This window comes from Streptomyces ortus (assembly GCF_026341275.1).
GTDB classification, from domain to species: domain Bacteria; phylum Actinomycetota; class Actinomycetes; order Streptomycetales; family Streptomycetaceae; genus Streptomyces; species Streptomyces ortus.
Genome location: NZ_JAIFZO010000002.1, coordinates 4,164,434 through 4,179,419, shown reverse-complemented (window position 1 = coordinate 4,179,419; position 14,986 = coordinate 4,164,434). Strand labels below are relative to the sequence as shown.

Below are 14,986 nucleotides of genomic sequence, written 5' to 3'. Positions count from 1 at the left end.
GATACCCTGGTGGACATGCGTCTCCACGTCGTCGACCACCCCCTGGTCGCTCATAAGCTCACCACGCTGCGCGACCGCCGCACCGACTCCCCGACCTTCCGTCGGCTCGCCGACGAGCTGGTCACCCTGCTCGCCTACGAGGCCACGCGGGACGTGCGCACCGAACAGGTCGACATCGAGACCCCGGTGTCCGCCACCACGGGCGTCAAGCTGTCCTACCCGCGCCCCCTCGTCGTACCGATCCTGCGCGCGGGCCTCGGCATGCTCGACGGCATGGTGCGTCTGCTGCCCACCGCCGAGGTGGGTTTCCTCGGCATGATCCGCGACGAGGAGACGCTCCAGGCGTCCACGTACGCGACCCGTATGCCGGAGGACCTCTCCGGGCGCCAGGTGTACGTCCTGGACCCGATGCTGGCCACCGGTGGCACCCTCGTCGCGGCGATCCAGGAGCTGATCAAGCGCGGCGCCGACGACGTGACCGCCGTGGTCCTGCTCGCCGCCCCGGAGGGCGTGGAGGTCATGGAGCGCGACCTCGCGGGCGCCCCGGTCACGGTCGTGACCGCGTCGGTCGACGAGCGCCTGAACGAGAGCGGCTACATCGTCCCGGGCCTGGGCGACGCGGGAGACCGTATGTACGGCGCGGCCGAATAGCCGAATAGCGCATGCAGGACGGCTGCATAGCCGGACGGCCGGACGGCGGGGCGAGCGGCAATCCGGCTCAGCCGTCCTTCTTCAGCCGACCTTCCTCAGCAGTCCTTCTTCTGCAGTCCTTCTTCGTCGAGGGCGCCGGTTCGGGCCTGGCCAGTGTGGTCAGTGCCTTGTCGGCGTCCTCTTTCGTCGTCAGGGCCTTGTAGGCCTTGCCGAGGATCAGATCGACCTCCGCGGGCTTGGCCCGGGTGTCGGTCTTCAGCTCGGCACCGGCGAGCTGGGTCGCGAGAACGGGGAGCGCGGCGTCGGCCGCCGCTTTCGCACCGAGCACGATGCCGGGCCCGTCGACCTTCTTGTCGTACGCCTTGGTCGCGTTGCCCACCTCGCCGATCTTGAAGCCGCGCTTCTTCAGCGCGTCCGCGGTGTCCTTGGCGAGACCCTTGCGGGCCGTGGCGTTGAGGACGTTCACGGTGATCCGGCCGGGCTCGGGCAGAGCTTTGACCGGGCGCGCGGAGGGCGAAGGGGACGGCTTGCAGCCCGGTGCCGAACCCGCCGCGGACGCCTTGTCGCCGCCGCCCGTGAAGACGTCGATGAGCTGCAGGGTTCCCCAGCCGGCCAGTCCGAGTGCGGTGACGGAGGCGGCGACCGCGAGCACGATCCTGCGGCGCCCCCGGTTTCTACGCATCCGTGGGTACTTGTCCCCCGTGATCCGGTACTGGCCGCCCATGCCTGGGGGAGTGAGCATGCTCATGTGCGCAGCGTAGTGCGCTTGGGCGGCGATGCCTACTAGATGATCATTGACCGGGGCTCAGTCCAACCCATAAGGGCCAACCCGGACGGGTTCATGCCCGCCCGTGCCCGTCGAGGGAGGGCTCAGTCCAGTTCGAGGACGCGGGCGTGGAGTACCTGGCGCTGCTGGAGCGCGGCACGGACGGCGCGGTGCAGGCCGTCCTCCAGGTACAGGTCGCCCTGCCACTTCACGACGTGCGCGAAGAGGTCGCCGTAGAACGTGGAGTCCTCGGCGAGCAGCGTTTCCAGGTCGAGCTGGCCCTTGGTCGTCACCAACTGATCGAGGCGGACCGGGCGCGGCGCGACATCCGCCCACTGCCGGGTGCTTTCCCGGCCGTGGTCGGGGTACGGCCGTCCGTTTCCGATGCGCTTGAAGATCACACGGAAAGCCTACCGGTCAAGAGCTTCCGGGCGCAGCCATGGCGGCGGAGTGCGACGCTGGAAATGACGTCGTAAATATGGGCAAACCGGTAATTCTCCCGGATCACCCGTTCATGATCCTTTCGGAAACGACCCGAGAACGTGCTCGGAAACGACCCGAGACCAGGTTCGGAGACGGACTCAGAGCGGGCTCGGAAACGGACTGGGGAAACCCGGGAACAGGGGCCTTGAATGACTGACAGTGAAACGCGGCGGCCGGGTACGGCTGACGCCCCTGGCGCCACCCCCACCCCCGCCTCTACCCCTGCCTCCACCCCCGCTCCGCCGCCGGAAGCGCTGGCGATCGCCTCCGGGTACGCCTTCCCGGGGGCCGCGCTCGATCTGGGGGCTCTGCTGTGGGACGGGCGGTGTCTGCCGGACGCGCAGATCCGTATCGCGCTGGGGATGCTGAACCGGCACGGTCTGGTGGCCGGCGCGACCGGCACCGGCAAGACCAAGACCCTGCAGCTCATCGCCGAGCAGCTGTCGGCGCAGGGGGTGCCGGTGTTCCTCGCGGACGTGAAGGGCGACGTCTCCGGGATCTCCGCACCGGGCGAGGAGAACGACAAGGTGCGGACGCGGGCCTCGGAGGTCCGCCAGGAGTGGACGCCGACCGGTTGTCCGTGTGAGTTCTACGCCCTCGGAGGCATGGGCCACGGCATCCCCGTACGCGCGACCGTCACGAGTTTCGGTCCGGTCCTGCTCGCCAAGGTGCTCCGGCTGAATCAGACGCAGGAGCAGTCGCTCGGCCTGATCTTCCACTACGCGGACCAGAAGGGCCTGGAGCTGGTCGACCTCAAGGACCTGCGGGCCGTGGTCGGCTTCCTCACCTCCGACGAGGGCAAGTCCGAGCTGAAGGACATCGGCGGTCTCTCCACGGCCACGGCCGGCGTGATCCTGCGCTCGCTGACCGCGTTCGAGGCCCAGGGGATGAGCCCGTTCTTCGGCGAGCCGGAGTTCGACACGAACGAGCTGCTGAAGGTGGCGGCGGACGGCCGGGGCACGGTCTCCGTCCTGGAACTGCCCGCCGTGCAGGACAAACCGCAGCTCTTCTCGACGTTCCTGATGTGGCTCCTCGCCGATCTCTTCCACGACCTCCCCGAGGTCGGTGACGTCGACAAGCCGAAACTCGTCTTCTTCTTCGACGAGGCGCATCTGCTGTTCAGCGACGCGTCCAGGGCCTTCCTGGACTCCATCACGCAGACCGTCCGGCTGATTCGCTCGAAAGGGGTCGGCATCTTCTTCGTCACGCAGACCCCCAAGGACGTACCCGCGGACGTCCTCGCCCAACTCGGCAACCGTGTCCAGCACGCGCTGCGCGCCTTCACCCCCGACGACCAGAAGGCGCTCAAGGCCACGGTGAAGACCTTCCCCGACTCCCCGTACGACCTGGAGGAGGTACTCACCGCCCTCGGCACCGGGGAGGCCGTCGTCACCGTCCTCAGCGAGAAGGGCGCGCCCACGCCGGTCGCGGCGACGCGGTTGCGGGCGCCGGAGTCCCTGATGGGCCCGGTGGACCCGGCGGTCCTCGACCGGGCGGTCGAACAGTCGCCGCTGCACGCGCGCTATGCCGCCGCGGTCGACCGCGACTCGGCGTACGAGAAGCTGCGGGCGGCGGAGGCGGGGGCGGGGGCGGAGTGGGCAGACCACAGGGCAACCAGCCGGGCGGGCGGCTGGGCAGGCAGTTGAGCCTTCCCGTGATTCCCGTGATCCCCGTGATTCCCCGAAATCCCGGACGGCCGAGGAGGCCCCCTCCGTCGTCCAGCAGGTCGTCAGCAGCGGGGTCTTCAAGTCCCTGGCCCGCAGCTTGGGTACGCAGATCGGGCGCGAGATCACCCGGTCGGTCTTCGGCACGGCCCGGCGCAGGCGGTAGCCGGACCGTGATCGCTTCCCCGGCGGCGAGGGCTGCGGCGGGGACGGGTCGGCTGCGGCCTGGCCGCCCCCGCCGGTCGACTCAGTCCCGCTCGCGGTTCCGGGACGGGATCTGCTCCGAAGCCGAAGCCGAAGCGGACGCGGACGCGGACGCGGACGCGGACGCGGACGCGGACGCGGACTCCGAACCGGGTGACGGTGACGGTGACGGTGACGGTGATGGTGTCTGCGCCGCCTTCGGTTCGGGCGCGGCCCGGTGGGTAGCGGGGGGCGGTTTCGGGGCGTTGCGGAGGGATTCGGCGCGTACCAGGGCGTGCAGGATCGCGTACGGGTCCGTCGGCATGGAGAGGGTCCTCTCGTGCTGCTCGTACTGCTGGGGGGAGGGGAGCGGTTCGGCCGGAGCCGGGCTCCTCAGCAGCGGAGGACCATGCAGCGCAGGGTGCGCGGGGCGGGGGCGTGGTGGAGGGCGCGAGCCCGCGAGTGGGGGCGCTCGGTGGCGGTGGTGGTGGCGGGGCGTGGCGCGGACCGCTCAGCCGGGCGCCGGGGTGCCAGAGGGCGGTGGCCTTGTCGGCCGGCCGATCGGAAAGCGGTGTCCTGGACGTCTTGGGGGTGTTCGAGACCGGGCTCGGTGGAGACGGCGGCGGGCGGGGCCGTACGGATCCCGCTGTGTCCGCCCGCCGAACCGGCCGCGCCGACTACGCCCGCCGCACACAGCGCGCACAGCAGCGAGGCGAGCAGCACGAGGAGCCGCCGCCGGGCCGCCCCGCACGGCGTGCGCGGGCTGAACCGGTCGGGAGCTCCGGCGGGATTCGGGACGCGACTCGCGACGGACGTCCCGGCGGGAGGCCGGGCGGTGGTCCGGGCGGGAAACTTGACCGGAGTCCGGACGCGGGTCCCGACGGCACTCCGGACGCGGGTCCCGACGGTAGTCCGGACGCCGATCCAGACGGGGGTCCGGACGGGAGTCCCGATGGCAGTCCGGACGCCGATCCAGACGGGGGTCCGGATGGGAGTCCCGGCCGGAGTCTCGTCGGGGCTCCCGCCGGGTCTCCCCTCAAGACTCCCTCCGGGTCTCCCCTCAAGACTCCCGTCGGGGCTCCGGGCCAGGTTCCGGTCGGGGCTCATGCGACGTCATGTCCCCGGTCGAAGGGCCGAGCGCATCGGTCACCCCCGTAGAACCGCCCGCTTGGCGTAGGGCGGCGCCCACGGGCCAGGGGAGGCCCGGCCCCGCACGACGCCACCACGCTCAGAGCGCGCGCGGCACGGATCGGGCCCGTTTGCGCATCTGCAGCGACGTGATGATCTCCGTGACGCCGAGCGCCAGCAACCACGCGCCGCCGACGACGGTGAGGACGGCCACCGACTCGAAGGGGGAGACGATCAGGACGACACCGGCGAGGAAGCTGAGGATCCCGAGGAGGATCTGCCAGCCCCGGGCGGGCACGGACGGGTCGGACGCGGCGGCCAGCGTGTACGTGACACCGCGGAACAACCAGCCGATGCCGATCCACAGCGCGAGCAGCAGGATCGACTGCATCGCGCCCCGGAAGCAGAACAGCCCCAGCAGGATGGACAGCGCTCCGCTGATGAACGCCATCACCCGCAGGGAGGTCGCCGCGTGCGTCCCGAAGGCGGAGGCCAGTTGGAGTACGCCGCTGAACAGCAGATAGAGCCCGAAGAGCACGCCCGCCGCGAGCAGCGTCGCCTTCGGCCACACCAGCATCATGACGCCGAGCGCCAGTGCGGCGATCCCGGCGGCCAGTACGGTCTGCCAGGCGGTGCGGGAGAGCAGGAAGAGGGGACCTTCGAGTCGGTCGTCCGGCTCGTGGAGATCGCCGGTCCGGCGCGGGTCACGGGCCGCGTGGGCTCGTCGGTCGTCGTATTCAGGGCCCCAGGGGCCGCCATTCGGTACCTCGGCCATGCCTCATGCTCAGCCGGGACCGGTACCCCTGCCACTCGTGCCACCCGAACGACTGAACGCGAGGACGCGAGGACACGAGGACACGATGACGCGATGACACGACCCGCCCAGCAGAACCTCACTTACGGGAGGTCTACGCCCCCTCCGCCCCCTCCGCGCCCTTCGTCGCCTTCACCGCCTTCACCGTCTTCGCCGCCCTCGCGGTCGTCTCGGCCGCCGCTTTCGCCGCCGCCTTCATCTCCTGCTTGTGCGCCCGCACCTTCGTCAGCGACTCCGGGCCGGTGATGTCCGCGACCGAGCGGAAGGAGCCGGCCTCGCCGTAGGAGCCCGCGGCCTCACGCCAGCCCTTCGGGCGTACGCCCAGCTGTTTGCCCAGCAGGGCGAGGAAGATCTGCGCCTTCTGCGTACCGAAGCCGGGCAGTTCCTTGAGCCGCCGCAACAACTCCGCCCCCGTCGCCGCTCCGGTCCCCGTGCCCGTACCCGCGCCCTCCCAGACCCTCGCCGCGTCCCCGTCGTAGTGCTCGACGAGGTACTGGCACAGTTGCTGGATCCGCTTGGCCATCGAGCCGGGGTAGCGGTGGACGGCCGGTTTCGTGGACAGCAGGGCCGCGAAGGCCTCCGGCTCGTACGCCGTGATCTCGTGCGCGTCGAGGTTCTCCCCGCCGAGCCGCCGCGCGATCGTGTACGGGCCCGCGAACGCCCACTCCATCGGTACCTGCTGGTCGAGCAGCATGCCGACGAGTGCGGCGAGCGGGCTGCGGCCGAGGAGTTCGTCGGCCTCGGGCCGCTGGGCGAGGTGCAGGGTGACGTTGACGTCCATGTCCCGATCATCGCCCGTGCGGGTTCAGGCCGCTCGCCAGTACCCCAGCGCGTTCACCCGCTGCTTCGGAAGGGCCAGTTCCTTGCGGAAGTACGCGGACAGCGAGCGGGTCGTCGCGGTGTCGCAGGCGATCCAGACATACGGGTCTGCGGTCTCCTTGAGGAGTTCCGGCACGGCGGCCCGCACCTGTGCCACCAGGTGGGCGCCCCGGTCGAGCCGGGGAACCGTACGCAGGTCGTGGCGGGCCGGGTCCACCCGCAGGGGCAGCCCGTCGACGCCCCGGGGATCCCCACCCGCACCGCTCCCGGAGGGCCCGCCGCTCCCTGCGGTCTCGAACCAGATCGTCGCGGGTGCCGTCCCCACCGCGCCCAGCAGGGAGTTGAGGGCGGGCAGCGAGGCGGCGTCGGCGATGGCCAGTACCCGGGACGGGACCGGGTCCGGATCGGTGAAGCCCGTGCCCTGGACGGTGGCCTCGATGGTGTCCCCCGGCTGCGCGGACCGTGCCCAGTCGCTCGCGCACCCGGCGTGCAGCGCGAACTCCAGGCCGAAGGTGCCCGCGACCGGATCGGGATCCACGAGTGTGTATGCCCGCTGGTGCGGCTTGCCCGCGTTGTCGAACCAGAGCCGTACCCACATCGTGGGATGCACCCCGGTCACCCCGAGCATGCCACCGTCGGAGAGGCGCAGTCGGCGGTAGTGCTCGGTGACGTCCTCCGCGCCCAGAACCGTGAACGCGAAGTCCCTGCCCCGGAACAGTCTGAGAACCGCGCCCTCCCAGCCATGCCCCTGCCCCCGCCCCGGCCTCCGTTCCCGCCCCGGCCCCGGCCTCCGTTCCCGCCCCGGCCCCGGCCTCCGTTCCTGCCCCTGCCCCTGCCCCATGACGTTTTTCGCCCCTCGCGTACGATTCCGGGATATCTACTTAGGTGAGCCTAACCTAATCAAATGGAGGACGCAGGGTGACTGTCGAGATCTACCGTGACGCCTGGGGCGTACCGCATCTGCGCGCGGGCGACGCGTTCGAACTGGCCCGCGCCCAGGGTCTCGTCACGGCACACGACCGCGCCTGGCAGATCGAGGTCGAGCGGCACAGGGCGCGTGGCACCTCGGCCGCGTTCCTCGGCGCGGACGCGCTCGCCTGGGACCGGTTCGCGAGACAGGCCCTGCTCGACGACACGGCGAGACGCTGCTTCACGGCCCTGGAGAGACGGGACCCCGAGACCGCCGCCTGGGTCCGGGCGTACGTCGACGGGGTGAATCAGGGCCTGCCCGAAGGAGCCCGCCGCGCACCCGAGTTCGGGGCCGTCGGGCTCGTACCGGGGCGATGGGAGCCGTGGACACCGCTGGGTGTCTGGCTGGCCACGCACATCCTGTTCGCCGGGTTCCCGGCCAAGCTGTGGCGCGAGGAGGTCGTACGCCGGCTCGGTCCGGACGCCGTCGCCCTGTTCGCCACCGACGGACCCGGCACCTCCGGCAGCAACGGCTGGCTCGTCACCGGCGAGCGCACGGCCACCGGCCGGCCGGTCATCGCGGGCGACCCCCACCGTTTCATCGAGGCGCCGGGTGTCTACCAGCAAGTCCGGTTGTGCTGCCCGGAGTTCGACGTCGTGGGCCTGGCCGTACCGGGCGTCCCCGGCATCGCCCACTTCGGCCACACCGGCACGGTGGCCTGGGCGATCACCAACGCGATGGCCGACTACCAGGACCTGTACCGGGAGCGGCTCCGCCGGTCCGGCGACGGAGCGGAACGGCTGGTCGAGGCACTCGGCCCGGACGGACTGTGGCACCCCGCCGCCCGTCACACAGAGCTGATCGAGGTGGCCGGCGCCGACCCGGTGGAGGTCGAGGTGATCGAGACCGACCGCGGCCCGGTCATCATCAACACCGAAGCGGAAGCGGAAGCGGACGCCGACGCGGGTGGTGAAGCCGACGCCGACGCCGACGCCGACGCGGGTGGTGAAGCCGACGTCGACGACACAACCGGCGGCCCCATCACCCTCCGTTACCCGCCCCGCGTCCGCGAAGACCTCGGCTTCAGCGCCCTCCTCCCCCTCCTCCGCGCCCGCCGGGTCGCCGACGTGGACCGCGCCCTCGACGCCTGGGCCGAGCCCGTCAACGTCGTCCAGGCGGCCGACACCGAGGGCGGCCTGCTCCACCGCGTCGCGGGCCGCGTGCCGGTGCGCGACCCGCTGAACGGCACCCGGATCGTCCCGGCCTGGGAACCCGCCCACGCATGGCACGGCTGGTACGCCCCCATGCCGCGCGGCACGGTCGACGACGGCATCGCGGTCATGGCCAACCAGCGCGGCCCCGCCACCCCCCTCGGCGTCGAGTTCGCCCCGCCGCACCGGGCCACCCGCCTGCGCGCCCTCCTCGACGCGCGGAAGAACTGGACGGCCGCCGACATGGCCGACCTCCACATGGACACCCATCTCGCCTCCGCGGCCCCGCTGCTGAACCACCTCGCCGCCCTCCAAGACCTCAGCCCCGAGGCCGCCGCCCTGCGCGCACAACTCCTGCGCTGGGACCGTCACATGGCCGCGGACAGCACGGAGGCGGCCGGTTACGCGGCGGTCCGCGGCGCCGTCGTACGCCGCCTCGCCGCCCACCCCGCCCTGGCCCCGCTGACCGAACCCCTGCCGTACCCCGAGGTGTTCCGCCCCTGGCTGGCCCTCCTCCCCCGGGTCGCCTTCGCCCTCGAAAACCTCCTCACGGCCGAGGAGTTGTACGGGATCGACCGCGCCGAAGTCGTCAGGGCGGCCTTGGAGGAGGTGGCCGGGACCCCGCCGAAAGGTGTGTGGGGTGACACCCACCGCCTCGCCCCGTGGCGGGCGCTGCCGGACCCCTCGTACGACGCGAACGAGCCGGGGCTCTCCGGCGATCACGACTGCGTGCTGTGCACCTCGGCCGTGCCGGGGCTCACCGACCGGGCGGCACGCGGCCCGGCCGCCCGTTACGTGTGGGACCTGGCACGGCGTGAGGAGAGCCTCTGGGTGGTGCCGTTCGGCACGTCGGGCGTCCCGGGCTCACCGCACCACCGCGACCAACTTCCCCTGTGGCTCGGCGGAGAACTGGCCCCCGTGACCACCGACTGGAACCGACTCCGCCCGGACCGGCCGAACAACGAGAACGAGGACCCCGCATGACGCCACACACGACCACGACCACGACCACGACCACGACTGTGACGGGGGCTATGACTGGGGCTGGGACTTCGTCCCTCCAAGACCGCGCGGCCGTCCACGAGGAAGCCGTCGAAGGTCTCGGCACCGTCCGTATCGTGCCCGTGGACGCGGAGGCCGACCTGGACGTGCTGCATCCCTGGGTGACGGCCGAACGGGCCCGTTTCTGGGGCATGCGCGGTTTCACCAGGAAGCAGGTGCTGGAGACCTACCGGCATCTCGGCTCGCTCGACACGCACCACGCGTTCCTCGCCGTCCTGGACGGCGAACCGGCCGCGCTCTTCCAGACGTACGAACCGGAGGCCGACCGGGTCAGTGAGTGCTACGAGGTGGAACCCGGTGACATCGGCGTCCACCTGCTGATCGCCCCGGCGCCCGACGGCATCGGCCGGCCCGGCCACAGCACGGCCCTGCTGGGGGCCTTCACCACGTACGTCCTGCGGGTACTCGGCCGACGGCGGGTCGTGGTCGAGCCCGACCTCCGCAACGAGAAGGCGATCGCCCGTCTGCTCCGCCAGGGCTTCGTGCTGGGCCCGTCGGTCGTGCTGCCGGAGATCGACCTCCCGGAGGTGTACCTGCCGAAGAAGGAGGCCCAGCTGGCTTTTCTCGTGCGGGACGGTGCGTCGGCGACTCCAGGTGAGGCATGGTCGGGGGGTGGCCGATGACATCACTCCGGAAGCCCTTGCCGCGCACTACCGACTTGAGCCCATCCCCGAGGAGGGCGGCCTCTTCCGCCGCACCTGGGCGGGCCCCGAACGTCCCGACGGACGGCCCGAGGGCTCCGCGATAGTGGCCCTCCTGACCTCCCGGCCCGGCGATTTCTCCGCCCTGCACCGCCTCCCGGCCGACGAGACCTGGCACTTCTATCTGGGGGACCCGCTGGAGATGCTGCTCCTCGCCCCCGACGGCACGTCCCGTACGGTCCTGCTCGGCCCGGACGTCCTCGGCGGCCAGCACGTCCAGTTCACCGTGCCCGCACGCACCTGGATGGGCGCGCGGGTCGACGCGGACGGCGCCTGGTCGCTGTTCGGCTGCACGATGGCACCCGGCTTCACCTACGAGGGGTACGAGCACGGGGACGGCACCGAACTCGCCGCCCGCTACCCGGCGGAGGCGGCGCGCATCACCGCGCTGAGCCGCCCGTGACGGGCGCGAGCGGTGAGAGAGCTGCGAGTGGTACGAGCGGCAGGCACGGCGTGAGCGGCCGGTTGCTCGGGGGCCAGGTGGCGCTGATCACCGGTGCTTCGGGCGGCCTCGGACGGGGGATCGCGCTCAGGTTCGCGGCGGCGGGCGCGGCCGTGGCCGTCCACTTCCGTACGAACGCGGAGGCGGCGGACGAAGTCGTCGCCCGCATCGCGGACTCGGGCGGCCGTGCGGTGGCCCTGCGGGCCGATCTGACCGTGGAGTCCGAGTGCCACCGGGTGGTGCGCGAGGCCGCGGACTGGGGCGGCGGCGTACTGACGGCACTGGTCAACAACGCGGGCGTCCAACCGGTCCAGGAACTGCCCGGCATGACGCTGGCGGACTGGCGGGCGGTGGCCGACGCCAACGTGTCGAGCGTGTTCGCGTGCACGCAGGCCGCGGCGGAGTTGATGCGGGACGCGAGTGAGGGGAGTGGGGGGAGGGAGGCTAGTAAAAGGATTGAGGGGACTGCGGGGCTTGAGGGAACTGAGGGAACTGAGGGAACTGAGGGGAGTGAGGGGAGTGGCGAGGCCGGTGGACGTGTGCGCAGCATCACGCACATCGCGTCCGTCGAGGCCACGCACCCCGCCCCGCACCACGCGCACTACTCCGCGTCGAAGGCGGCCGTCGTCATGCACGCGCGCTCGGCGGCCCTGGAGTACGGTCCCTACGGAATCCGCGTGAACACCGTCTCGCCCGGGCTGATCGACCGCGAAGGCCTCGCGCAGGCCTGGCCGGAGGGCGTACGCCGCTGGGAAGAGGCGGTGCCCACCGGGAGGCTGGGGCGTCCGGAGGACGTGGGCGACGCCTGTGTGTTCCTCGCCTCGCCGATGGCCTCCTGGATCACGGGGCACGACCTGGTCGTGGACGGGGGGATCTCGGCGCGGCCGACGTGGTGAGCGCGTTGAACAACGTGCCGCGTACATCCGTACTCCCACAGAGGCCGCGGACGTACACGCGCCGAGCACGAGAAGCAGGGAGAGCCGACGTGGGCCGAGTGCGCCGTACACACCGGGCCGGGGCCCTCGTCACCCTGCTGGGCACGCTGTTCCTGTTCCAGTTCCTGCTCCTGCTGGGCGGCGCGCCCTCCGCGTCCGCCCACTCGGCCGTGCGGGACACCGACCCGCGCGAGGGGTCCGTCCTGAAGACCGCGCCGCGCGAGGTCACCATGACCTTCACCGAGTCGGTCGGCATCACCGACGACTCGCTGCGCGTCCTCAGCCCCGAGAACCGCCGGGTCAACGCCGGCGACACGGAACACGTCTCCGGCAGCTCCGACAAGGTCCGCGTGCGGCTCCGCGACGACCTCCCCGACGGTACGTTCACGGTCGCGTGGCGGGTGGTCTCGGCGGACAGCCATCCCATCTCCGGCGCCTTCACCTTCTCCATCGGCGAACCCTCCGCTACGACGGCCGCCATCTCCGCCGAGCCGGCCGTGAACCCCGCCTCGGGTGCCCTCTACGACATCGCCCGCTATGCCGCGTACGCCGCCGTCGCCCTGCTCATCGGCGTGACCGTCTTCGTCCTGGCCTGCCGCCCGCCGAGCACCCAACCGCTCCGCGGGCTCGTGCGCGCCGGCTGGTGGACCCTCCTCGGCACCACGGTCGTCCTCGTCTTCCTGCGCGGCCCGTACGAACGCGGCACCGGCCCCTCGACCCTCCTGGACCCGGAGCTCATCGGGAACACCCTGACGAGCAGGCCCGGGTGGGCGCTGCTCGCCCGGCTCGTGCTGCTGGCGGGGGTGGCGGTCTTCCTCGTACGGACGGAGGCGGCGCTGCGGAGGCCCGGGCCCGAGGAACTCGCGCCGGCACCGGTGTCGGCACCGGCGTCGGCATCGCCACCGACGACCGCATCGGCACCGACGTTGGCATCGCGACCCACGCCGGCCGTTCTCGCGGTAGGTGGGTCCCTGGCGCTGGCCCTGGCGGGCACGTGGGCCGTCGCCGAGCACGCGTCCGCGGGTATCCAGGTGCCGTTGGCGATGACGTCCACCGTGCTGCATCTGCTGGCGATGGCGGTCTGGCTCGGCGGCCTCGGCGCCCTGCTCACCGCGCTGCACCGGTCGGAGACCCCGCTCCCGGCCGCGTCCGTGCACCGCTTCTCGCGCCTGGCGTTCGGCTCGGTCACGGTGCTGGTGCTGACCGGCGTCTACCAGTCCTGGCGCGGACTCGGCTCATTCGACGCGGTGTTCGACACGTCGTACGGCCGGATCCTGGTCGTGAAGGTGTGCGCGGTGGTGCTGCTGCTGGCCGCGGCGGCCTTCTCGCGCCGCTGGACGGGCCGGCTGACGGAGGTGACGCGACCGTCGAAGACGCGGGTGCCGGAGATGGCGGTGGCGGTGTCGGTGTCCGTGGCCGCGTCGGACCCGACGTCAGTTCCGACACCGGGCCCGACGACCGCGGCCCCCTCGCCGTCATCACCCTCGTCCCCCTCTTCGCCGTCCTCTTCGCCGTCCTCATCGCCGTCGTCGGCGGCCGGGGCGGGAGGCGGTGCCGGTCACCGCGCCCTGCGCCGCTCGGTGCTCGCCGAGGTCGTCGTGGGGGTGGCGGTGCTGGTCATCACGACGGTACTGACCGGCACCCAGCCCGGCCGCGCCGAACTGGAGACGGCAGCGGCGGCCGAGTCCACCGCGAGCGCCGCCGCCGGGGGCCCGACCGCGTCCACGACCCTGATCCCCTTCGACGTCGGCACCCCGGGCGGCCACGGCAAGGTCCAGATCGTCCTGGAACCGGGCCGCGTAGGCGAGAACACGGTCGAGGCGGTCGTGATCGGCCCGGACGGCGGCATCGCCACCGTCCCCGAGATCAAGCTCTCCTTCACACTCGGGGCCCAGAAGATCGGCCCCATCGACGCCAAGCTCACCGACCAGGGCGGCTACTGGGGGACCCGGTCCCTCAACCTGCCCCTGGCCGGCACCTGGACGATGAAGGTCACCGTCCGTACGTCGGACATCGACCAGGTGTCGGAGACACGGCAAGTGAAGATCGCCCGCTGACCTGCGTCGGTCTCTCGTCCCTATGGTCTTCCGATCACCAGGTCAGCGCGATCGGACAAACAGGCGTGATCACCAGGCCGGGGCGATCACCAGGCTGGAGCGATCACCAGGCCGGCATGATCGCCTCGGGATACCGGGACCCGGCGGCCCCCCTGGGCAGGATCTCCTGGATCCGGGCCAGGTCCCGCTCGGTGAGCGTGACGTCCGCGGCGGCCACGTTCTCGGCGAGGCGCTCAGGGCTGCGGGTGCCCGGGATCGGGACGACGTCGTCGCCCTGGGCCAGCAGCCACGCCAGAGCCAGCTGCGTGACGGAGATCCCCTTGGTCGCCGCGAGGGTGGTCAGTTCGCCGATGGCGGTCAGGTTCCGCTCGTAGTTGCCGGGCTGCCAGCGGTCGTCCCAGCTGCGCATGTCGTCGGCGGGATACTCGGCGGCGGGCTTCACGCTGCTGGTCAGGAACCCCCGGCCGAGCGGCGAATACGGTACGAATCCGATGCCGAGCTCGCGCACCACGGGCAGGACGTCGGCCTCCACGGCCCGCTCGAACACGGAGTACTCGGTCTGGAGCACGGACACCGGGTGGACGGCGTGGGCGCGCCGGAGGATGTCGGGCCCGGCCTCGCTCAGCCCCAGATACCGCACCTTGCCTTCGGCGATCAGCTCGCCGATCGTGCCCGCCACGTCCTCGATGGGGACATCCGGGTCGACGCGGTGCTGGTACAGCACGTCGATGTGGTCGGTACCGAGATGGCGGAGGCTGTTCTCGGTGACCTCGCGGATGTGGTCGGGGCGGCTGTTGAGGGCGTAACCCTCGGAGTTCTGCGGCGCGTCCATGTCGAAGCCGAACTTGGTGGCGATCACGACGCCGTCGCGGATGCCCCGCAGGGCACGGCCGACCAGCTGCTCGTTGCTGCCGGTGCCCATGCCGTAGAGCTCGGCGGTGTCGAAGAGGGTGACGCCGAGTTCGTACGCGCGGCGGATGGTCGCGATGCCGCCGGGTTCGTCACCGGCGCCGTACGCCATGGTCATGCCCATGGTGCCGAGACCGATCGCGCCGACGGTCAGTCCTTGCCCGCCCAGAGCGCGTACGGGCAGCCCACTGCTCTTGCCCTGCTGTCCATTGCCTTGCTGTGTCATGCCGCCAACGCTAGGAGCGCGCACG

General features: G+C 71.7%; 13 protein-coding genes and 1 pseudogene. 7 read left to right on the top strand and 7 right to left on the bottom strand.

Annotated elements, in window-relative coordinates; all coding sequences use genetic code 11:
- Nucleotides 1-15 precede the first annotated feature (15 nt).
- Complete coding sequence (upp, locus tag K3769_RS21720) at nucleotides 16-651, top strand: uracil phosphoribosyltransferase (protein ID WP_267028046.1); 636 nt, start codon at nucleotides 16-18, stop codon at nucleotides 649-651.
- A 67-nt stretch (nucleotides 652-718) separates the two neighbouring features.
- Here the strand turns inward: upp and K3769_RS21715 are convergent, their stop codons facing one another.
- Together K3769_RS21715 and K3769_RS21710 are read right to left on the bottom strand one after the other, a co-directional pair.
- Nucleotides 719-1,399, bottom strand: a complete 681-nt coding sequence (locus K3769_RS21715; RefSeq protein ID WP_267028045.1) for a LytR C-terminal domain-containing protein — start codon at nucleotides 1,397-1,399, stop codon at nucleotides 719-721.
- A 122-nt stretch (nucleotides 1,400-1,521) separates the two neighbouring features.
- Nucleotides 1,522-1,818: a type II toxin-antitoxin system VapB family antitoxin gene (locus tag K3769_RS21710; protein WP_003999914.1), complete on the bottom strand. Its 297-nt coding sequence runs from the start codon at nucleotides 1,816-1,818 to the stop codon at nucleotides 1,522-1,524.
- 231 nt (nucleotides 1,819-2,049) lie between these two features.
- On the opposite strand from K3769_RS21710, the pseudogene K3769_RS21705 reads away from it, so the two are divergent.
- Nucleotides 2,050-3,730 (top strand): annotated as a pseudogene (locus K3769_RS21705) (helicase HerA-like domain-containing protein).
- Between the two features lie 410 nt (nucleotides 3,731-4,140).
- Here K3769_RS21705 and K3769_RS21700 read toward each other — a convergent pair.
- The 4 genes from K3769_RS21700 to K3769_RS21685 form a co-directional block, all read right to left on the bottom strand.
- Complete coding sequence (locus K3769_RS21700) at nucleotides 4,141-4,470, bottom strand: hypothetical protein (RefSeq protein WP_267028044.1); 330 nt, start codon at nucleotides 4,468-4,470, stop codon at nucleotides 4,141-4,143.
- Between the two features lie 505 nt (nucleotides 4,471-4,975).
- A complete protein-coding gene (locus K3769_RS21695; protein WP_267028043.1) occupies nucleotides 4,976-5,650 on the bottom strand; it encodes an HdeD family acid-resistance protein in 675 nt (224 codons plus the stop codon).
- A 133-nt stretch (nucleotides 5,651-5,783) separates the two neighbouring features.
- The gene (locus K3769_RS21690; RefSeq protein ID WP_267028042.1) at nucleotides 5,784-6,470 is read right to left on the bottom strand and encodes an HhH-GPD-type base excision DNA repair protein; all 687 of its coding nucleotides are present in this window, start codon (nucleotides 6,468-6,470) and stop codon (nucleotides 5,784-5,786) included.
- Nucleotides 6,471-6,494: 24 nt separating this feature from the next.
- A complete protein-coding gene (locus tag K3769_RS21685) occupies nucleotides 6,495-7,349 on the bottom strand; it encodes a siderophore-interacting protein (protein WP_267028041.1) in 855 nt (284 codons plus the stop codon).
- Nucleotides 7,350-7,426: 77 nt separating this feature from the next.
- Between K3769_RS21685 and K3769_RS21680 the strand changes: the two genes are divergently transcribed.
- The 5 genes from K3769_RS21680 to K3769_RS21660 all read left to right on the top strand — a co-directional run bounded on the left by K3769_RS21680 (nucleotide 7,427) and on the right by K3769_RS21660 (nucleotide 13,826).
- Nucleotides 7,427-9,613, top strand: a complete 2,187-nt coding sequence (locus tag K3769_RS21680; protein ID WP_267028040.1) for a penicillin acylase family protein — start codon at nucleotides 7,427-7,429, stop codon at nucleotides 9,611-9,613.
- Between the two features lie 50 nt (nucleotides 9,614-9,663).
- Nucleotides 9,664-10,314 (top strand): GNAT family N-acetyltransferase, encoded by a 651-nt coding sequence (locus K3769_RS21675; protein WP_267028039.1) that lies wholly within the window; start codon nucleotides 9,664-9,666, stop codon nucleotides 10,312-10,314.
- Between the two features lies 1 nt (nucleotide 10,315).
- On the top strand, nucleotides 10,316-10,795 hold the full coding sequence (locus K3769_RS21670) for a cupin domain-containing protein (RefSeq protein ID WP_267031484.1): 480 nt from the start codon (nucleotides 10,316-10,318) through the stop codon (nucleotides 10,793-10,795).
- 50 nt (nucleotides 10,796-10,845) lie between these two features.
- Nucleotides 10,846-11,730, top strand: a complete 885-nt coding sequence (locus tag K3769_RS21665) for an SDR family NAD(P)-dependent oxidoreductase (protein WP_267028038.1) — start codon at nucleotides 10,846-10,848, stop codon at nucleotides 11,728-11,730.
- An 89-nt stretch (nucleotides 11,731-11,819) separates the two neighbouring features.
- Nucleotides 11,820-13,826 carry a copper resistance CopC/CopD family protein gene (locus tag K3769_RS21660; protein ID WP_267028037.1) on the top strand — a complete coding sequence of 669 codons (2,007 nt, stop codon included), beginning with the start codon at nucleotides 11,820-11,822 and terminating at the stop codon, nucleotides 13,824-13,826.
- A 103-nt stretch (nucleotides 13,827-13,929) separates the two neighbouring features.
- Here K3769_RS21660 and K3769_RS21655 read toward each other — a convergent pair whose 3' ends face one another.
- Nucleotides 13,930-14,961: an aldo/keto reductase gene (locus K3769_RS21655; RefSeq protein WP_267028036.1), complete on the bottom strand. Its 1,032-nt coding sequence runs from the start codon at nucleotides 14,959-14,961 to the stop codon at nucleotides 13,930-13,932.
- Nucleotides 14,962-14,986: the final 25 nt, after the last annotated feature.

What these genes read in the sequence shown, in the direction of transcription:
- upp (WP_267028046.1), top strand. Translation starts at nt 16, where the DNA reads ATGCGTCTCCACGTCGTCGACCACCCCCTGGTCGCTCATAAGCTCACC.
- K3769_RS21715 (WP_267028045.1), bottom strand. Translation starts at nt 1,399, where the DNA reads ATGAGCATGCTCACTCCCCCAGGCATGGGCGGCCAGTACCGGATCACG.
- K3769_RS21695 (WP_267028043.1), bottom strand. Translation starts at nt 5,650, where the DNA reads ATGGCCGAGGTACCGAATGGCGGCCCCTGGGGCCCTGAATACGACGAC.
- K3769_RS21690 (WP_267028042.1), bottom strand. Translation starts at nt 6,470, where the DNA reads ATGGACGTCAACGTCACCCTGCACCTCGCCCAGCGGCCCGAGGCCGAC.
- K3769_RS21685 (WP_267028041.1), bottom strand. Translation starts at nt 7,349, where the DNA reads ATGGGGCAGGGGCAGGGGCAGGAACGGAGGCCGGGGCCGGGGCGGGAA.
- K3769_RS21675 (WP_267028039.1), top strand. Translation starts at nt 9,664, where the DNA reads ATGACTGGGGCTGGGACTTCGTCCCTCCAAGACCGCGCGGCCGTCCAC.
- K3769_RS21655 (WP_267028036.1), bottom strand. Translation starts at nt 14,961, where the DNA reads ATGACACAGCAAGGCAATGGACAGCAGGGCAAGAGCAGTGGGCTGCCC.